This is a genomic window from Microbacterium sp. NPDC058021, from assembly GCF_042885955.1.
GTDB lineage: Bacteria > Actinomycetota > Actinomycetes > Actinomycetales > Microbacteriaceae > Microbacterium.
In genome coordinates this window covers 259,231-278,256 of sequence record NZ_JBHVRF010000004.1, presented here as the reverse complement: position 1 = coordinate 278,256, position 19,026 = coordinate 259,231, and the positions used below count along the sequence as shown (strand labels likewise).

Sequence of the window (19,026 nt, the reverse complement as noted above, 5' to 3'; positions counted from 1 at the left end):
TCCTCTCGGACGGACACCCCCCGGCAGGCGCCGGCGCCGGGTGGAACGTGCTCCGAGATTCTATTGTGCGTGGTCTCCGGTTGCGGATACACTGCCCCCGGGGATACCGGTTGTGCGCGCGTCGGGGAGGCGCTCGCATGACGACGACGAGATTGTTCGTCGTCGTGCCGGTCAATGGCCTGTGACGCTCGCTCGCGTCGCAGGCGACTGGGGAAGAGCATGGGGAATTCGGGGACCGCTGTCGCGTTGTCGGCAGCAGCAGCTTCGCGCGCGCAGCGGCGGGTGGCGTCGATCGTCATCGTCGTGATGCTGGCCGCCGTTCTGGTGGCGCTGCAGCCCTCCGCGCGCGCCGAGGCCTCAAGCCCGTGTGGTGTCGGCGTCAACCGGGTCGTGTGCGAGAACCAGCAGCCGGGCACCGAGCCCGAGGTCTGGGACATCGAGGGCGCCGGCGACCCCACGATCCAGGGGTTCGCCACCGACATCAGTGTGAACGCGGGCAGCCCCATCGACTTCAAGATCGACACGGATGCCGCCGACTACGAGATCGACATCTACCGGACCGGCTGGTACCAGGGCAAGGGTGCCCGTTTCATCCAGTCGGTCGAGCCGTCCCTGATCGAGCCGCAGGCGAACGAATGCAAGACCGACGAGGACACCGAGCTCTACGACTGCGGGACGTGGGATGTCTCCGCCACGTGGACCGTGCCGGCCGACGCCGCATCGGGTGTGTACCTCGCCCGTCTCGAACGCACCGACACGCACGGTGCCAGCCACATCCTCTTCATCGTGCGTCGTGACGGCAACACATCGGATGTGCTGTTCCAGACGTCGGATCCGACGTGGCACGCCTACAACATCTATGGCGGTTCGGACTTCTATCAGGGCGCCGGCAACGGCCGGGCTTTCAAGATCAGCTACAACCGCCCGTTCGCCACGCGCGGCGGTGAGACCAGCCGCGACTTCTACTTCAGCTCCGAATTCGCCACCGTCCGCTTCCTCGAGCGCAACGGCTACGACGTCAGCTACATCGCCGGCGTCGATGCCGACCGGCGCGGCGGCGAATTGCTCAACCACGACGTCTTCCTGTCCGTCGGGCATGACGAGTATTGGTCGGGCGCGCAGCGCGCCAACATCGAAGCGGCGCGCGACGCCGGCGTGAACCTGCAGTTCCTCACCGGGAACGAGGGGTACTGGCGCACGCGGTACGAGCCGTCCATCGACGACTCGCACACCGACCGCCGCACCCTGGTTTCGTACAAGGAGACGTGGGCGGGTGCCAAGATCGATCCGTCGCCGGAGTGGACGGGCACGTGGCGGGACCCGCGGTTCGCGACCGCGGCGCAGGGCGGACACCTGCCCGAGAACGCCCTGACCGGCACGATGTACATGGTCAACAACGTCTACCTCCCGGTCACGGTCAACGCCGAGGAGGGTGACTACCGGCTCTGGCGCAACACCGGTCTGTCCGCGCTGACGGGGGATCAGACCGCGGAGCTCACCCCCCAGACGGTCGGGTACGAGTCGAACGAGGACATCGACAACGGGTTCCGGCCGGAAGGGCTCATCCGGCTGTCCACGACGCAGGGGCCGACCCCGCAGTATCTCCGCGACTATGGCAACACCGTGACGGCGGGGAACACCCGCCACCACGTGACGCTCTATCGTGCGGCCAGCGGCGCGCTGGTCTTCAGCGCGGCCAGCGTGCAGTGGAGCTGGGGCCTGGACAGCACGCACGATGGCGAACGTCCTGCGGCGGATCCGCGTATGCAGCAGGCGCAGGTCAACCTCCTCGCCGACATGGGGGCGCAGCCGGCGACGCTCATGGCGGGGCTGGTTCCGGCGGCTGCCAGCGGCGACTCCGCAGCACCGACGACGACCATCCTCACACCGGCCGCGCAGCAGCAGGTCGCCCACGGGTCGCAGGTCACGGTGACCGGCACAGCCAGCGACGCCGACGGCGTGGTGGCCGGTGTCGAGGTGTCCACCGACGGAGGCGACAGCTGGCATCCCGCGACGGGCACGACGAACTGGACCTACAGCTACCTCCAGCAGGGGGTGGGAACGGCGACGATCATCGCCCGGGCCATCGACGACAGTGCAAACTTCGCCGCGCAGGGCGTGACGCGCCCGCTCGCCGTGACCGGCCCTTACACGGTGCTGGGCGAGGATGTCCCGGTGGTCCCCTCGGCGGCCGATACGCAGCCCGTCGAACTCGGGCTGGAGTTCACGCCGGAAGCAGACGGAACCATCCTCGGTGTCCGCTTCTACAAGGGGCCGTCCAACACGGGTACCCACTCGGGGAGCCTCTGGAACGCTGCGGGCGACCGGCTGGCGACCACCACCTTCACCGCCGAATCGGCCGGCGGATGGCAGACCGCGATGTTCGACGTCCCCGTAGCGGTGCTCGCAGGATCCACCTACGTGGTGTCGTACACCGCGCCGGAAGGCGGCTACGCCTACGTCGACGACTACTGGCCCTATCAGGGCAGGGCATCCTTTCCGCTGAGTGTGCAGCCCGGGACAGGCCAGGCCAGTCCAGGGGCGTACGGGCGGGCGGGGGCCTTCCCGACCTCCACGTACGGATCGGCGAACTACTACGTCGACGCGGTGTTCGAGCCCGCCGGAGAGTCTCCGTTGCGCATCTCCTCGCGCATCCCCGCGGCCAGCGCGGGCTCCATCGCCACGACCACCGACGTCGTCGCGACCCTCAGCCGTGATGCGGATGCCGCTTCGGTCGCCATGACGGTCACCGGAGACCACGGCGCCGTCGACGGCACGGTCTCCTACGACGCCGCGACGCGTGCCCTCCGGTTCGCTCCGGCGGTCGCGCTGCACGAATCGACGAGCTACACCGTGACGGTGGCGGCGGACCCCGTGGACGGGGACGGATTCGATGCCGGCCCGGTATGGACGTTCAAGACGGCGGCACCGCCGCCTGCGGCGGGCGAGTGTCCCTGCACGCTGTACAGCGAGTCGGACGTCCCCGCCGTCTCCGTCGATCCCGACACCGCCACGGTCACAGTCGGGACGCGGTTCTCGGTGACCGAGCCCGGGGTCGTCTCCGGCATCCGCTTCTATCGGTCGGCCCAGAACAACGGCCCGCACACCGCCCAACTGTGGTCGACGGCGTCGGGGGGAGTGCTGTTGACGCAATCGGTACTGGATGCCCAGCCGACCTCGGGATGGCAGACCGTGCAGTTCGAGGAGGCGGTCGCCGTCCAGCCGGGGACGGAGTACATCGTCGCCTACGTCGCTCCGGGGGGGCGCTTCTCCGCAAGCCCCGGCGCGTTCAACGCGCCCCTCGCCCGCGGTCCGCTCGTCGTACCCGCGCAAGGCGGCGCCTACACGTATGCAGGCGGCATGCCCGCGCAACGCTCGACGACGAGCTACTTCGTGGACGCGATCTTCGAACGCGTGTCCGGCGGACCCGAGCTGTCGTCGTCGAGTCCGGCCGCGAACGCCGTCGCCGTCGACCGCGACGCGGCGATCACGGCGACCTACAGCGAGACCTTGACGCCGGGGGCGGTCGTCACGGTGACCGCCGACGGGGCGCCGGTGGCGGGCGCGGTCAGCGTGAGCGGAGGCGTCGTGACCTTCACGCCCTCGTCGCCGCTCCCCTTCGGTGCGACGGTCGCGGTGACGGTGTCGGGAATCGTCGGCGGTTCGGGAAGCGCCCCTGACAGCACCTGGATCTTCACCGTCGTGCGAGATCAGAACCAGGCGGTCGCGGCGACGCTTTTCGGCTCCCAGACTCCACCGGTCGTCCATCAGGGTGCCGGGCCGGCGGTGGAACTGGGGACGACATTCCAGACCTCCATCGCCGGGAGCATCACGGCGCTGCGCTACTTCCAGGCCGAGGGCGACACCGGAAGCCACCGGGGAACGCTGTGGTCGCAGACGGGTGAGCCGCTCGCATCCGTCGACTTCGTGGGCGGGAGCAGCGCCGGTTGGCGCCGTGCCCAGCTGTCGAGCCCTGTCGACATCGCGCCGGGGGTCACGTATACGGTCTCGTACCACTCCGACCAGGGCCGATACGTGTCGCGAGGATCGTTCTTCAGTGAGCCCTTCAGCAGCGGACCGTTGACCGCCGGTGCCGGCGTCTTCCGGTACGGCAGCGGCGAGCGACCGGCGTCGGCGTGGCAAGGGACCAACTACTACGTCGACGTCGAGTTCCAGACGACGGGCGCGTCTCCCGCCACCATCACCGCGAAGGGCCCGACGGGACAGCACGCGCCGCTCGCCGGCGCGATCACCGCCACGCTGTCCCGCAGCATGCCCTCGCCGACGCTCGAGCTCGACGCCGGCGGCATCGACGTGCCGGGCTCGTCCTCGTACGACCCGGCCACGCGCACCCTCGCGTTCGCGCCCACGGCGCCGCTGGCTGCGGCGACCCAGTACACCGCCCGCGTGCGCATCGCCGGGCAGGCGCTGGACCAGTGGACGTTCACCACCGCCGCACCCCAGGTGGAAGGCGAGGTCCACACGCTGTTCGGCGACGTCACGCCGGTCGTCGCGGCGGCTGTGGACACCGACCCCATCGAGGTCGGCACCGCCTTCCGGGTGACGGCCCCCGGGACCGTCACCGCGATCCGGTTCTACAAAGGCGCTGCGAACGTCGGACCTCACGAGGGGAGCCTCTGGGCCGAGGACGGCACCCGACTCGCGCACGTCACCTTCGTCGACGAAACCGCGTCCGGGTGGCAGCGCGCCGTGCTGTCGAGCCCTGTCGCGGTGGAACCGGGCCGTGACTACATCGCGTCCTACTTCGCGCCCGCCGGTCGGTACGCGATCGCACCGGGCTTCTTCTCGGCACCGCAGACCAGCGGTGTGATCGCCGCGCCCTCCGGACACAACGGACGGTTCCGCGCCGGCAGCGCCGGGTTCCCGACATCGTCGTGGAACTCCTCCGCCTATTTCGTCGACGCGGAGGTCGTGGCCGGGCCGCAGGCGACGCCGACGCCGTCGCCCACGCCGACGCCGTCACCCACGCCCACGCCGACGCCGACGCCCACGCCGACACCCACGCCGTCGCCCGCCCCGACACCGATCGAAGTGACGTCGACGGCGCCCGTCGGCGATGCCGTCGACGTATCGCCGACCACCGTGTTCACAGCGACGTTCAGCGGTGATGGCGCAGCCGCCGCGGTCGTCGTGACGGGGCCGACCGGTGCCGTGGCCGGCATGACGGCGTACGACGCCGCCCTGCGCACCGTCACCTTCACGCCCACCGTCCCGCTGGATTGGTCGACACGGTACGAGGCGCACATCACGGTGGGCCCGTCGCTCGTTGCCGGTGGGGGGTGGGCGGTCACCACGGCCGCCGAACCCCCCATCGTCGAGGCGACGACGATCTTCGGCGATGCCCTGCCGCAGCACGCATCGTGGAACGATCCCGACGGCGTGCAGGTGGCGACCCGGTTCACCGTGAGCACACCCGGCGTGGCCACCGGCATCCGCTTCTACAAAGGCGCGGCGAACACCGGCATCCACACCGGCTACCTGTGGGGTCCGCAGCAACAGCTGCTCGCCGAGGTGGTGTTCGAAGGGGAGACCGCGGATGGGTGGCAGACCGCGCGATTCTCGCGGAGCGTCGCCCTCGTGCCGGGAGTCGAATACCGCGTCGGGCTGCACAGCACGACGGGAAGGTACGCGGTCGACCTCGGGGCGCTCGCGGAGCCGACCGTTCTCGGTCCGTTCACCGTGCCCGCGAGGGGTAGCGCCTACACGTACTCGCGAGGGTTCCCGGGGGACACCTCGACGCACAACCACTGGGTGGACGTCACCTTCGTCCCATCCGGGTAGCGGCACAGCTGCACATCTGGGCAACACATGACATCTGGGGAATCTGGGGGAACCGTGACTGAACGGTTGAACGTCGTCGTCGTCGGAGCCGGCTATTGGGGGCCGAACCTCGCACGCAACTTCCGTGCGGGTTCGGACTGGAACCTCGCCGCGATCTGCGATCTCGATCTCGAGAGGGCCACCCGCGTCGCCGACGGCGTCGGGGGAGTGCCGGTGGTCTCCGAACTGGGCGACGTGCTGCGCGACCCACGGGTCGACGCCATCGCCGTCGCCACGCCGGCGCGGACGCACCATGCCATCGCCATGGCGGCGCTGGATGCCGGCAAACACGTGATGGTGGAGAAGCCCCTCGCCGACACGCGGGCGCGGGGGGTGGAGATGGTGCGCCGCGCCGAGGAACGCGGACTCGTGCTCATGGCCGACCACACCTACTGCTATACGCCCGCGGTGCTGAAGATCCGTGAACTGGTCGCGGACGGCGCGCTCGGCGACATCCTCTTCGTCGACAGTGTGCGCATCAACCTGGGGCTCATCCAGCCGGACGTCGACGTGTTCTGGGACCTCGCCCCCCACGACCTGTCGATCATGGACTTCGTGCTGCCGGGCGGCCTCGCGGCCACGTCGGTATCCGCTCACGGGTCCGACCCGCTGCGCACCGGCAAGTCGTGCGTCGGCTACCTCGCGATGCCGCTCGTCGGCGGGGCCATGGCCCACGTGCACGTGAACTGGCTGAGCCCCACGAAGATCCGTCAGATGGTGATCGGTGGGACCAGGCGCACCCTCGTGTGGGACGACCTGAATCCGCAGCAACGGCTCAGCGTCTACGACCGCGGGGTGGACATCGACGCCGTCTCGAAGGTCACCACCGCCCACACCCGGGCGGCCAACATCTCTTACCGGCTGGGAGACACGTGGGCACCTGCGCTGCCGGAGCGGGAGGCGCTGGGCGGCGTGGTCACGGAGTTCGCCGCGGCGATCCGCGAAGGCCGGCCGGCGCGCACGGGCGGTGCGGCAGGCCTGCGCGTGCTGTCGGTGCTGGATGCCGCGGCATCCAGCCTCGCTCTCTCGGGTGGTCCGCAGCCCGTGGCCAACGACCTCGAGGAGGTTGCGGCGTGACCCGCCTGGAAGCAACCCGCGTCCTGGTCACCGGCGGCGCCGGCACGATCGGGTCCACGCTGGTGGACGAGCTGCTGGATGCCGGCGTCGATCACATCGACGTGCTCGACAACCTGGTGCGCGGACGCCGTGCGAACCTCGACTCCGCGCTCGCCACCGGTCGCGTCACACTCGTCGAGGGCGACATCCGTGACGCGCGCCTGGTCGACGACCTCACGGCAGGCAAGGACGTCGTCTTCCACCAGGCGGCCATTCGCATCACCCAATGCGCCGAAGAGCCGAGGCTGGCACTGGAAGTGCTCGTGGACGGCACCTTCAACGTCGTCGAATCGGCGGCGCGCCACCGCGTGGGCAAGCTCGTCGCGGCATCGAGCGCCTCGGTGTACGGGATGGCGGAGAGCTTCCCGACCGGTGAACGCCACCACCACGAGAACAACGACACCCTGTACGGCGCGGCCAAGACCTTCAACGAGGGGCTCGTCCGCAGCTTCCGTGCGATGCAGGGGCTCGACTACGTGCTGCTGCGGTACTTCAACGTGTACGGCCCGCGCATGGACGTGCACGGTCTGTACACGGAGGTGCTCGTGCGCTGGATGGAGCGCATCGCCGACGGCCGCCCGCCGCTCATCTTCGGCGACGGGGCGCAGACGATGGACTTCGTGTGCGTGCCGGACATTGCACGCGCGAACGTCCTCGCAGCCCGCAGTGACGTGGCCGAGGGCACGTACAACATCGCCAGTGGCACCGAGACGAGCCTGCGTGCGCTGGCGGAAGCGCTGCTGCGGGTGATGGGTGCCGAGGGGCTCGGGGTGGAAATCGGGCCGGAACGCGCCGTGAACGGCGTCGTCCGCAGACTCGCGGACACGAGCGCCGCCGAGCGCGACCTCGGCTTCAGCGCGACGATCGGTCTCGACGAGGGTCTGCGGCTCCTCGTGGACTGGTGGGCGCCGTTGCGCGAAGAGATCGCCATCGGGCGACCGGTGGTCGCCCGATGAGCGAGCGCATCAACGTCATGGTCCCGTGGCTCGGGCAGGAAGAGGCCGACGCGCTCGCCGAGGTCATCGCCAGCGGCTGGGTGGCGCAGGGCCCCCGGGTCGCGCAGTTCGAGAAGGAGTTCGCCGCCGCCATGGAGGTGCCCTACGCCGTGGCGACCACCAGCTGCACCACGGCCCTGCACCTCGCGCTGGTCGTCGCGGGCATAGGTCCCGGCGACGACGTCGTGGTCCCGTCGTTCTCTTTCATCGCGACGACCAACGTCGTCCGACACGTGGGGGCCAAGCCGGTGTTCGCCGACGTCGACCCCGTCACCGGCAACGTCACCGGTGAGACGATCCGCATGGCGATCACGTCTTCGACCAAGGCGGTCATCGCCGTCGACCAGGGCGGCGTGCCCCTCGACCTCGACGACGTGCGCAGTGCCACCGATCCGCTCGGGATCCTCGTGATCGAGGATGCCGCGTGCGGCGCCGGATCCACCTACAAAGGGCGGCCGGTCGGGGCCGGTGCCGAGATCACCGCGTGGTCATTCCACCCCCGGAAGCTGCTGACCACGGGCGAAGGAGGCATGATCACCACGACACGAGGAGACTGGGCCAAGCGCGCCCGGCACCTCCGCGAACACGCGATGAGCCTGTCGGCGGCCGATCGTCACGGGTCGGTGCTGCCACCGGCCGAGGAATACGCCGAGGTCGGATACAACTTCCGCATGACCGACCTGCAAGCGGCGGTCGGCCTCGTGCAGCTGCGCCGGCTCCCGCACATCGTCCGGCGGCGCCGCGCGATCGCCGCTCGCTACCGCTCCGCGCTGCGCGATGTGCCAGGACTGCGCACCGTCGCGGACCCCGACTACGGAACCGGAAACGTGCAGTCGTTCTGGGTCGAGGTGCTCGAGGGTTACCCGACCGACCGTGATGGGCTGCTTGAAGCGCTCGCCGCTGCCGACATCTCGGCGCGGCGCGGCATCATGGCCGCCCACCGCCAGGCGCCGTACCGCGCCGGCATCAACGCGAAGGAGCTTCCGGTCACCGAGCGGCTCACCGATCGCACGCTCATCCTCCCGCTGTTCCACACCATCACCGAAGCCCAGCAGGACCGCGTCATCGCGGTGCTGCGCGACACCGCGCGGGTGTCGGTATGAGCGGGGGTGTCCTGCTGATCGGTGCGAGCGGGTTGGCGCGGGAGGTGATCGCCGCCGGGCTCGCCGATGTCGTCGGCATCTTCGACGATGGCGATCGCCGCCACGGCACCGAAGTGGGCGGGGTGCCCGTGCTCGGGGGCGTCGGCGCCGCAGCCGACCGGAACGAGAAGCTGCTCGTGTGCGTCGGTCCGAGCCTCGCCCGCCGCAGCGTCGTCACCCGGCTGCGGGAGGCGGGCGTCGCGGCCGACCGGTTCGCGACGTTCGTGGCGAGGTCGGCGGTGATCGGGGCGGGCAGCGTGGTCGGTGCGGGGGCCATCGTGCTCGATGGCGTCGTGGTCACGGCGGACGCGCGCATCGGACAGCACGTCACGGTCATGCCCAACTGCGTGGTCACCCACGACGACGTGCTCGGCGACTTCGTCACACTCGCGGCTGGAGTGGCCCTCGGGGGCGGGGTGCACCTCGGGGAGGCAGCGTATATCGGCATGAACGCATCGATCCGACAGGGCGTGACGGTCGGAGTCGAAGCGGTCATCGGAATGGGGTCGGTGCTGCTCGACGACGCGCCGGCAGCACAGACCTGGGCCGGGGTGCCCGCACGACGTCTGGGGGAACGCGCATGACCACCACGACGACCGCGACGGTGCCGTTCCTCGATCTCGTCGCCCAGCAGGCCGAGATCGCGGAGGAGGTGCTCGGGGTGTGGCGGTCGCAACTCGAATCCGCCGCCTTCGTCGGCGGGGCGGAGGTCGCCGCCTTCGAGCAGGAGTATGCCGACTACATCGGCGTCCGTCACGTGATCGGGGTGTCCAACGGCACCGACGCCCTCGAGCTCGCGTACCGCACGGTGGGCGTGAGGCCCGGCGACGAGGTCATCATGCCGGCCAACACCTTCATCGCCACGGCGGAGGCTGCGTCGCGGATCGGCGCGGTGCCAGTGTTCGTCGACGTCGACGAGCAGCACCTGCTCATCGACCCGGCGGCGGTGGAGGCCGCGGTCACCCCGCGGACGCGGGTGATCGCCCCCGTGCACCTGTTCGGCCAGACCGCTCCCATGGGGCTGATCGCGGCGGTCGCGCAGCGGCACGGGCTGGCGGTGGTCGAGGATGCCGCCCAGGCCCAGGGGGCCACCGGCGCGAGCGGCCGCGCGGGAGCGGTGGGGGAGGTCGCGGCGACGAGCTTCTACCCCGGCAAGAACCTCGGTGCCGCCGGCGACGCCGGAGCGGTGATGACCCACGACGACGGCATCGCCGAGCTGGTGCGCACGCTGGCGGCGCACGGCAGCTCGGCCAAATACGTGCACGACCACATCGGCGTCAACGCGCGGCTCGATGCGGTGCAGGCCACGGTGCTGCGCGCGAAGCTGCGCCGACTCGAGGGATGGAACGCCGCGCGACGTGAAGCGGCGGAGCGGTACACCCGTCTCCTGAGTGGTGTTCCCGGCATCCGCGTCCCGAGGGTGCGCCCCGGCAACACCGATGTCTGGCACCTCTACGTCGTGCGGGTCGATGAGAGGGACCGTGTGATGGCGCAGATGTCGGCGTCGGGGATCGGCGTCGGCATCCACTACCCGACCCCCGTGCACCTCACCGCGGCGTATGCCCCGCTCGGCGGACGTAAAGGACAGTTCCCCGTGGCAGAGGCCGCGGCCGACCGCATCCTGTCGCTGCCGATGTTCCCGCACCTGACCGAGTCGCAACAGGCTCACGTCGCCGAGGTGCTGTCGCACGCGGTGCGGACGTGAGCGATCAGGAGCAGGCGGACTTCGTCCGCAGTCGCGCCTCCCGGGCGTTCGGCTGGAGCTTCGGCAACACGCTCGCGGGTCGCCTGGGCACCCTGCTCATCGGCATCACCCTCGCCCGAGTGCTGGGGCCGGAGGAGTTCGGCATCTTCGCGATCGCGACGGTGGCGCTGCTGGCCGTGCTCAGCTTCAACGAGCTCGGCGTCAGCCTGGCGGTCATCCGATGGCGTGAGGACCCTGCGCTCACCGCGCCGACCATCAACACGATCGCGGTGACCTCCAGTGCGCTGCTGACCGGGGCGATGATCGTCGCCGCGCCGTGGATCTCGGCGGGTCTGGGGGATCCCGCCGCGACTCCGGTTGTGCAGGTGATCGCGCTGTCCGTGCTCATCAACGGACTCGTCGCGACACCCGCGGCCATCCTGCAGCGCGAATTCCTGCAGCGCCAGCGCACCATCGCCGATCAGGTCAACACCTGGCTCGGTGCAGGGCTGTCCCTTCTGCTCGCACTGCTCGGGTGGGGGGCGATGAGTCTCGCCATCGGGCGGCTGGTGGCCAGCCTCGTCTTCGCTGTGATGATCTGGCGCTGGTCGCCGGTGCCGTACCGGTTCGGCTGGGACCGCGCCGTCGTGGGCAGGCTGCTGCGCTTCGGTCTTCCGCTGGCGGCATCCAGCATCGTGGTGTTCGCCTCGGGGTATGTCGACCAGATCATCGTCGGATCCATGCTCGGGGCACAGGCCCTCGGGTTCTACGTGCTCGCGTTCAACCTGGCGAGCTGGCCGGTGTCGATCTTCTCCTTGCCGCTGCGCGCGGTCGCGCCCGCGGCCTTCTCGGCGCTGAAGCACGATCCGCCGCGGATGTCGCGCAACTTCTTCCGGGTGCTCACCGTGCTCTCGTGCGTGGCGCTGCCGACGTGTCTGGCCATCAGCGGAGCCGCGGATGCCGTGGTCGGGTTCGTGTACGGATCGCCGTGGCTGCCCGCCGGAGAGATCCTGATGTGGATGGCCGCTGTGGCTGCGCTGCGCATCTGGTTCGAACTTGCCTATGACTACCTCGTCGTGCAGGGGCGTTCGGCGGTCGTGCTGCTGATCCAGACCTGCTCGTTCGCGGTCTCGCTGCCGGTGACGCTGGCGGTGGTGGGGCCGTACGGGCAGTCCGGAGTCGCTGCGGTGCAACTATTCGTGGCGGTCGTGGTGGTGCTGCCGCTGTACGTGTGGAACCTGGTGAGAGTGCAGTTGCCGGCGCGATCCCTGCTGGCTGCGGTCGCGCTGCCGGTCGCCGCGGGGGTCCTCGTCTGGTGCGCCTGCTGGGCGGTCACGGCGTGGATCGATGCGGCATTCGTCGCGTCGCTGGTCAGTGCCGCGATCGCGGCCGCAGCGATCGGGCTGCTCGCCTTCTGGCAGCGGGGCAATCTCCGGCTGCTCCGGCAGGCGTTCGCGGGGAAGGGGCAGTCATGAGGATCCTCGTCTATCCGCACGATCTGAACATGGGCGGCAGTCAGACCAACGCGATCGACCTGGCGTCGGCGCTCACCGCGCGGGGTCACGAGTGCATCATCTTCGGGCGCCGCGGCACGCTGTGCGAGCGGATCGAGCAGCTCGGGCTGGAGTTCATCGAATCCCCGGAGCCGGGCCGGCGCCCGTCCCTGCGGATCGCGCGAGCGCTTCGCGCCATCGCCGTCGAGCGAGGCATCGACGTCATCCACGGCTACGAGTGGCCGCCGGGCTTGGAGGCCGCGATGGCCGCCGAACCCCTCGCCGATGTCGCCGCGGTGTGCACCGTGATGTCGATGGCGGTGGCGCCCTTCCTGCCCGAGTGGATGCCGCTGGTGGTGGGCACACAGCAGATCTCGGCTGTCGAGCAGGGCCGCGGGCGGCTGAGTGTGAACCTCATCGAGCCCTCGGTCGACCTCGGGTACAACGGCGCGGTGCCGCAGACCGCCATCGCAGCCTTCCGCGCGCAGTACGGACTCGACGAGCGTCCCGTGGTGGTGAGCGTGTGTCGGCTGGTACCCGAGCTGAAATCGGAAGGGCTGTTCACCGCCATCGAGGTCGCCGCCGACCTCGCCGCGACGGCGCCGTTCCAGCTGCTCATCGTCGGAGACGGCAAGGCACGTGACGACCTCGAACGCGCGGCGGCGCGAGCCGAGGACCGCGCCGGCCGACGGACGGTCGTGTTCACCGGCGAACTCGCGGATCCGCGCGTCGCCTACGCCGTGGCCGATGTCGCGCTGGGGATGGGAGGGTCGGCGCTGCGGTCGCTGGCCTTCGGCGCCCCGCTCATCGTGCAGGGGGAGGGCGGGTTCTTCCGCGCGCTCACACCTGAGAGCGTCGATATCTTCCGGTGGCAGGGCTGGTACGGCGTCGGGGCGCCCGGTACGGACGGGCGCGCGGCGCTCGCAAAGGAGCTGCTGCCGCTACTGACGGATCCTCATCGCCGGGAGCGTGCGGGGCGGTTCAGTCGTGAGGTGGTCGAGGAGTTCTCCCTGGAGTCCGCCGCGCACCGGCAGCTCGCGGTCTACCGCGACGCCTGGGCAGGCCGGGCTGCTCAGAAACGCCGGCTGCGCGCTGCCGCGGAGTCGTTCGCCGGCTTGGCGAACTATCACCTCACGCAACGCGTCGCGCGGTGGCGAGGACGACAGCGCACCGACGACTTCAACGCCGTCCCGGTCGCCGCCCGTTCCGCGGGCGCGGCGCGGCGCTCGGGCGCCGTCGATTCGGGGCCGATCCTCTACTTCCCCGGGGTCGGATGGGACACGCTGTCGGGGACGGATCGACTGCTTGTCACCGAGTTGGCGCGGCATGCGCCGATCGTGTGGGTGGACACCCCTCACACGCCGATCCACCGGCGGGACCGCGGCATCCCCGCCGTCACCCGGCCGCAGGAGAACGTCGTGCGGCTGCGGGCGTCGACGGTGCCCGGAGTGCAGCGTCCCTACCTGCGCGCCGTGGCGAACCGGCGCCGCGCACGGGCCGCGCGTCGTTACCTCGCAGCGCAGGGCTTGCGCCCGCGAGGGATCGTCGCATCCACGACCGCTCCCATGCTCGCGCTGACCAAGGACCTCCCCGGAGTGAAGGTCTACTACGCGACCGACGACTTCGTCGAAGCCGGTGCGCTGTGGGGGGTCGGCAGGGGATACCTCAGCAAGGCCCGTGAGGCCAACCTCGCCGCTGCGGACCTGGTGCTCGCGGTCACGCCGGAACTCGCCCGACACCTGCAGCGCACGCCGACCGCCGGCCGCTGGCTGCCCAACGGCACCGAGGTGCACAGCCCGGCGGCACCGGAGGTCACGACGGCGACCGATGTCGTCCTGCCGTCGCCGATCGTGGGCGTCGTGGGCCAGTTCAACTCACGCACCGATCTGGCGGTGCTGCGGGCCGTGCAGGCGGCCGGTCTGAGCCTGCTGCTCGTCGGCCCACGGTGGTTCACCACCCGGGAGGACGATGAGGCATTCGATGCGCTCATCGCACTGCCGGGAGTCCAGTGGGTCGACGCCGTCCCCCGCGAGCGGCTTCCGGCCTATCTCGCCCTCATGACGGTGGGACTGACGCCCTATGCGGACTCGATGTTCAATCGCCGCAGCTATCCGCTGAAGACGCTCGACTACCTTGCCGCGGGCCTTCCCGTCGTGACCACGGCCGTCGCGGGGACCGGTGCGCTGGACCGCCGGTTCGTCTTCACCGCCGGCAGCGCCGACGAGATCGTCGACCGCATCCGCGAGGTCGCCGCCGCCGAGTGGGATCGGGCCGAGATCCGCAGATCGGCGGAACCACACGGGTGGGGTGCCCGCGCTCAGCAGTTCATCGATCTGGTGAAGGAGGACCACGCATCGTGAAGAACCACCGCGCGCACATCGCGCCGCACGTCGTGATCATCGTGCAGAACCTGCCCGTACCGCTGGACCGGCGGGTGTGGCTGGAGTGCGGCGCCCTGATCGCGCGGGGGTACCGGGTGAGTGTCATCTGCCCGCGCGGACCGGGCGACCCTGCGCGCGAGCGCATCGACGGCGTCGACATCTACAAGTACGCGCCCGCGCCCGAGGCCCAGGGGCTGCTCGGATATGCGTGGGAGTTCGCCTACAGCTGGATGCGCACCGCGCTGCTGTCGCTCGTCGTGTGGCGTCGCGGCCGGTTCGACATCATCCAGGCCTGCAACCCGCCGGACACCTACTGGCTGCTCGCGTTGCTGTGGCGGGTGAGGGGGGTGAAGTTCGTCTTCGATCATCATGACCTGAACCCCGAGCTCTTCCTCAGCAGGTTCGGACCACCGCAGAATCTGCTGAAGCGACTCGAATTGTCGGCACTGCGATGGCTCGAGCGTCGCAGCTTCCGAACCGCGGACCGCGTCATCTCCACCAACAATTCGTACCGACGGATCGCCATGACCCGCGGTGGACGGCGTCCCGGTCACGTCACGGTGGTCCGGAGCGGGCCGGACACCGAACAGATGCGTCCCATCTATCCGCAGCACCCGCGCACGCGGGATGGTGTGGAGCTGGTCTATCTGGGGATCATGGGGCCGCAGGACGGCGTCGATCAGGTGCTGCTGGTCATGGACGATCTCGTGAACCGGCGCGGCCGCACGGATGTGCGCGCGACCCTGCTCGGATTCGGCGACTGTCTGGAGAGTCTCAAGCAGCAGTCGACAGCGCTGGGCCTCGATGACAGAGTGACCTTCACCGGGAGAGTGGACCGGGTGGCGATCGCGGAACACCTGAGCCGCGCGGACATCGGTGTCTGCCCGGATCTGCAGACCCCGCTGAACGACCTGTCCACCATGAACAAGACGATGGAGTACATGTCCTACGGATTGCCTGCCGTCTCGTTCGATCTCGCCGAGACGCGCGTCTCCGGCGCGGACACGCTGCTGTACGTGCCCTCCGGCGACATCGCGGGGTTCGGCGACGCCGTGGAACGTCTGCTCGACGACCCCGCCCTCCGCGCGGAGTTGGGCCGCAAGGCGCGTGCGCGGGTGGTCAGCGAGCTCGACTGGCGCCCGCAGGCAGAGGCGTACGTCGCCGTCTTCGATGAGGTGTCGGGGTACTCCCGCCCCGGTCCCGCGGTCCCGGCCGCCCTCGGCGCGCGGAATGCCGACGGGCAGGGCCGACGTTATGTCGACCTCGACGACGCCACGGAGTTCGACCGGTATCTCCGAGAGCGGCGGGCCCCCTGATGCGCACGTCCTTGCACGACCTGCTTCGCGACGCGGCGGCCGCCTGGCCCGACGCCCCCGCGCTGACCTACCGCGACGAGACCATCACGTATGCCGACGCGTGGGCCGGCGCGACGGGTGCCGCAGTGCTGCTGCGTGGTCTCGGTCTGGAGCGTGGCGACCGCGTGGCGATCTTCCTCGAGAAGCGCATCGAGGCGGTGCTGGCCATGTTCGCCGCGACGGCAGCGGGGGGCATGTTCGTGCCGATCAACCACGTGCTGAAATCTGCCCAGGTCGCGCACATCCTCACCGACAGCGGCGCCCGCGTCCTGGTGACCTCGGGGGACCGGCTGGGGCACCTGGCGGCGGACCTGGCCGGGACGGCGGTCGAACACGTGATCGTCGTGGGAGCGATGCCGTCCACGGCGCCCACGAGGGCTGTGCACTCCTGGTCGACGGCGCAGGCGGCATCCACCGCAGGCGAGGGTGTCGTCGATGCCATCGACCTGGACCCGGCCGCGATCCTCTACACCTCCGGCAGCACCGGAAGCCCGAAAGGGGTGGTGCTCAGCCACCGCAACCTCATCGTGGGCGCGGAGAGCGTCAGCACCTACCTCGGCAACACTTCCGCCGACGTGATTCTGAGTGTCCTGCCACTGAGCTTCGATGCCGGCCTCAGCCAGGTGACGACGGCATTCTCGGTGGGCGCGCACTGCGTGCTGGTGAACTATCTGCTCGCGCGCGACGTACCCAAGCTGTGCGCGCGCCACGGCGTCACCGGCATCACGGGTGTCCCTCCGCTGTGGCTGCAGCTGATCGATGCGGCATGGCCTGACGCCGCAGCGCAGAGCCTGCGCTACTTCGCCAACACCGGCGGACGGATGCCGCGTGCCGCCCTCGAGCGCCTCCGCGCCATCTTCCCCGGGGCGACGCCGTTCCTCATGTACGGATTGACCGAAGCCTTCAGGTCCACCTACCTCGACCCCGCCGAGATCGATCGCCGGCCGGACTCGATCGGAAAGGCGATCCCCAATGCGCAGATCCTGGTGCTGCGGCACGACGGCACGCCCTGCGCGCCCGGTGAGGAGGGCGAACTGGTGCACAGGGGTGCCCTGGTGACGCTGGGTTACTGGGGCGACCCGGTGCGCACGGCGGAACGCTACCGACCCATCGCGCGATCGGCAGGCCCGTGGCGGAGCGCCGAGGTGGCGGTCTGGTCCGGTGACACCGTCGTCGCGGACGACGAGGGCTTCCTGTACTTCGTCGGGCGCCGCGACGACATGATCAAGACGTCCGGGTACCGGGTGAGCCCCACAGAGATCGAAGAGGCGGCGTACAGCACGGGCATGGTCCGTGACGCGGTCGCGTTCGGAATCCCCGACGATGCGCTGGGCCAGCGGATCGTGCTGGTGGCGACCCCCGCCACCGCAGACGTGGAGACGGACGCGCTGAACACCGCGTTGCGACAGCGGCTCCCGCTGTACATGGTGCCCGGACGCATCGAACTGCGTTCGCATCTGCACCGTTCGCCGAACGGAAAGTTCGACCGCAACCTGATCAAGGCAGAGGTGCACGCATGAAACCGTCCGACCACGTCCGTGCCTTCGGCACGATCGGCGGCGAGCTGCGCGTCGGAGGGATGCCGGTGTCACGGCTGGCAGCACGGGTCGGCGCCACGCCGTTCTTCGCCTACGACAGAGGCCTGCTCGACAAACGCATCGACCGGCTGCGCGCGCTCCTCCCGGAGCGGCTCGAGTTGAGCTTCGCGATGAAGGCCAACCCCATGCCCGCCGTCGTGCAGCACCTGGCGCGGCGGGTCGATCGCATCGACGTGGCGTCGGGGCTCGAGATGGCCACTGCGCTGGACACCGGCCTGCGGCCCGATCGCATCAGCTTCGCCGGCCCGGGTAAGTCCGTGGCGGAGGTGCGGCAGGCCGTCGCCGCAGGCGTGATCATCGAGGTCGAGTCCACGACGGAGTTGGACCGGGTCGTCGCCGCCGGGCGGGAATCGGGGTCGACCCCGACGGTGGCGATCCGTGTGAACCCCGACTTCGCCGTCAAGGGCTCCGGCATGCGCATGGGTGGCGGGCCTCAGCAGTTCGGCATCGATGCCGAGTCGGTCCCCGATGTGGTGAAGGCGTATGCCGGCGCCGGCGTGGACGTGCTCGGCTTCCACGTGTTCGCCGGGTCGCAGAACCTCAACGCCGAAGTCATCGCCCAAGCGCAGCGGCGGACGGTGGACCTCGTCACCGATCTCGCCGCGCATCTGCCGCGTCCGCTCAGGTACATCAATCTGGGGGGCGGCTTCGGCATCCCCTACACCGAGCGCGATCTGCCGCTGGACCTCGAGACCGTCGCGGCGAATCTGCATCTGCTCGTCGATGGACCACTCGCGCAGCGGTTCCCAGAGGCGACCCCGGTCATCGAACTCGGCCGTTACCTCGTCGGCGAGTGCGGCGTGTACGTCACCCGCGTCGTCGACCGAAAGGTGTCCCGCGGCACCACCTTCCTCGTCGTCGACGGGGGCATGCACCATCAGCTGGCCGCGTCGGGCAACTTCGGTCAGGCGATCCGACGGAACTATCCCGTCGTCGTCGGCAACAAGGCGGATGTGCAGGCGCAGGAGAAAGTCGACGTGGTCGGCTGCCTGTGCACTCCGCTGGACCTGCTCGGCGACGACGTCGCACTCCCGCACGCCGAGATCGACGATCTCGTCGTGATCTTCCAGGCCGGCGCCTACGGGCTCACGGCCAGCCCCACCGCCTTCCTCGGGCATCCCGCCCCGAGCGAAGTACTCGTCTGATCCCGAAGGAGCGACCATGCCCGCGACCATCGACACCGTCCGCGACGTCCTCATCGACACCCTCGAACTGGCCCATGCGCCAGGCGACCTCGCCGACGACACAGAGCTGTTCGGAGCCTTGCCCGAGTTGGACTCGTTCGGCGTGGTCGCCCTCGTCGGGGCTCTCGAGGACCGGTTCGAGATCACGATCGACGACGATGAATTCGGTGCCGAGCTGTTCGAGACGGTCGGGAGCCTCACCCGGTTCGTCGAGGCGAAGCTCGCGACCGACTGACA

General features: G+C 70.0%; 12 protein-coding genes. All 12 read left to right on the top strand.

What is annotated here, in order from left to right:
• Positions 1 to 282: 282 nt before the first annotated feature.
• The 12 genes from ACFVR6_RS10430 to ACFVR6_RS10375 are packed head-to-tail and all read left to right on the top strand — an operon-like array spanning position 283 to position 19,024.
• Positions 283 to 5,802: a DUF4082 domain-containing protein gene (locus tag ACFVR6_RS10430; protein ID WP_386962342.1), complete on the top strand. Its 5,520-nt coding sequence runs from the start codon at positions 283 to 285 to the stop codon at positions 5,800 to 5,802.
• Between the two features lie 27 nt (positions 5,803 to 5,829).
• Entirely contained in the window at positions 5,830 to 6,918 is a 1,089-nt protein-coding gene (locus ACFVR6_RS10425; RefSeq protein ID WP_386962339.1) for a Gfo/Idh/MocA family protein, read from the top strand.
• Positions 6,915 to 7,913, top strand: coding sequence for an NAD-dependent epimerase/dehydratase family protein (locus ACFVR6_RS10420; protein WP_386962337.1), 999 nt, complete (start codon positions 6,915 to 6,917; stop codon positions 7,911 to 7,913). Before ACFVR6_RS10425 ends, ACFVR6_RS10420 begins: the two co-directional genes overlap by 4 nt.
• A complete protein-coding gene (locus ACFVR6_RS10415; protein WP_386962334.1) occupies positions 7,910 to 9,055 on the top strand; it encodes a DegT/DnrJ/EryC1/StrS family aminotransferase in 1,146 nt (381 codons plus the stop codon). Before ACFVR6_RS10420 ends, ACFVR6_RS10415 begins: the two co-directional genes overlap by 4 nt.
• Positions 9,052 to 9,678: an acetyltransferase gene (locus tag ACFVR6_RS10410; RefSeq protein WP_386962331.1), complete on the top strand. Its 627-nt coding sequence runs from the start codon at positions 9,052 to 9,054 to the stop codon at positions 9,676 to 9,678. Before ACFVR6_RS10415 ends, ACFVR6_RS10410 begins: the two co-directional genes overlap by 4 nt.
• Positions 9,675 to 10,799 (top strand): DegT/DnrJ/EryC1/StrS family aminotransferase, encoded by a 1,125-nt coding sequence (locus ACFVR6_RS10405; protein WP_386962327.1) that lies wholly within the window; start codon positions 9,675 to 9,677, stop codon positions 10,797 to 10,799. The genes ACFVR6_RS10410 and ACFVR6_RS10405 overlap by 4 nt, the downstream gene beginning before the upstream one ends.
• Positions 10,796 to 12,253, top strand: a complete 1,458-nt coding sequence (locus ACFVR6_RS10400; protein ID WP_386962324.1) for an oligosaccharide flippase family protein — start codon at positions 10,796 to 10,798, stop codon at positions 12,251 to 12,253. The genes ACFVR6_RS10405 and ACFVR6_RS10400 overlap by 4 nt, the downstream gene beginning before the upstream one ends.
• The gene (locus tag ACFVR6_RS10395) at positions 12,250 to 14,631 is read left to right on the top strand and encodes a glycosyltransferase family 4 protein (protein WP_386962321.1); all 2,382 of its coding nucleotides are present in this window, start codon (positions 12,250 to 12,252) and stop codon (positions 14,629 to 14,631) included. Before ACFVR6_RS10400 ends, ACFVR6_RS10395 begins: the two co-directional genes overlap by 4 nt.
• Positions 14,628 to 15,968 (top strand): glycosyltransferase family 4 protein, encoded by a 1,341-nt coding sequence (locus ACFVR6_RS10390; RefSeq protein ID WP_386962318.1) that lies wholly within the window; start codon positions 14,628 to 14,630, stop codon positions 15,966 to 15,968. The genes ACFVR6_RS10395 and ACFVR6_RS10390 overlap by 4 nt, the downstream gene beginning before the upstream one ends.
• Positions 15,968 to 17,527 (top strand): acyl-CoA ligase (AMP-forming), exosortase A system-associated, encoded by a 1,560-nt coding sequence (locus ACFVR6_RS10385; protein WP_386962315.1) that lies wholly within the window; start codon positions 15,968 to 15,970, stop codon positions 17,525 to 17,527. The genes ACFVR6_RS10390 and ACFVR6_RS10385 overlap by 1 nt, the downstream gene beginning before the upstream one ends.
• Positions 17,524 to 18,750, top strand: coding sequence for a pyridoxal-dependent decarboxylase, exosortase A system-associated (locus tag ACFVR6_RS10380; protein ID WP_386962312.1), 1,227 nt, complete (start codon positions 17,524 to 17,526; stop codon positions 18,748 to 18,750). Before ACFVR6_RS10385 ends, ACFVR6_RS10380 begins: the two co-directional genes overlap by 4 nt.
• Positions 18,751 to 18,766: 16 nt before the next feature.
• On the top strand, positions 18,767 to 19,024 hold the full coding sequence (locus ACFVR6_RS10375; protein ID WP_386962310.1) for an acyl carrier protein: 258 nt from the start codon (positions 18,767 to 18,769) through the stop codon (positions 19,022 to 19,024).
• Positions 19,025 to 19,026 lie beyond the last annotated feature (2 nt).

Bases quoted from the DNA above. Each gene is read 5' to 3' on its own strand.
- ACFVR6_RS10425 (WP_386962339.1), top strand. From the start codon at position 5,830: ATGACATCTGGGGAATCTGGGGGAACCGTGACTGAACGGTTGAACGTC.
- ACFVR6_RS10415 (WP_386962334.1), top strand. From the start codon at position 7,910: ATGAGCGAGCGCATCAACGTCATGGTCCCGTGGCTCGGGCAGGAAGAG.
- ACFVR6_RS10410 (WP_386962331.1), top strand. From the start codon at position 9,052: ATGAGCGGGGGTGTCCTGCTGATCGGTGCGAGCGGGTTGGCGCGGGAG.
- ACFVR6_RS10405 (WP_386962327.1), top strand. From the start codon at position 9,675: ATGACCACCACGACGACCGCGACGGTGCCGTTCCTCGATCTCGTCGCC.
- ACFVR6_RS10395 (WP_386962321.1), top strand. From the start codon at position 12,250: ATGAGGATCCTCGTCTATCCGCACGATCTGAACATGGGCGGCAGTCAG.
- ACFVR6_RS10385 (WP_386962315.1), top strand. From the start codon at position 15,968: ATGCGCACGTCCTTGCACGACCTGCTTCGCGACGCGGCGGCCGCCTGG.
- ACFVR6_RS10380 (WP_386962312.1), top strand. From the start codon at position 17,524: ATGAAACCGTCCGACCACGTCCGTGCCTTCGGCACGATCGGCGGCGAG.
- ACFVR6_RS10375 (WP_386962310.1), top strand. From the start codon at position 18,767: ATGCCCGCGACCATCGACACCGTCCGCGACGTCCTCATCGACACCCTC.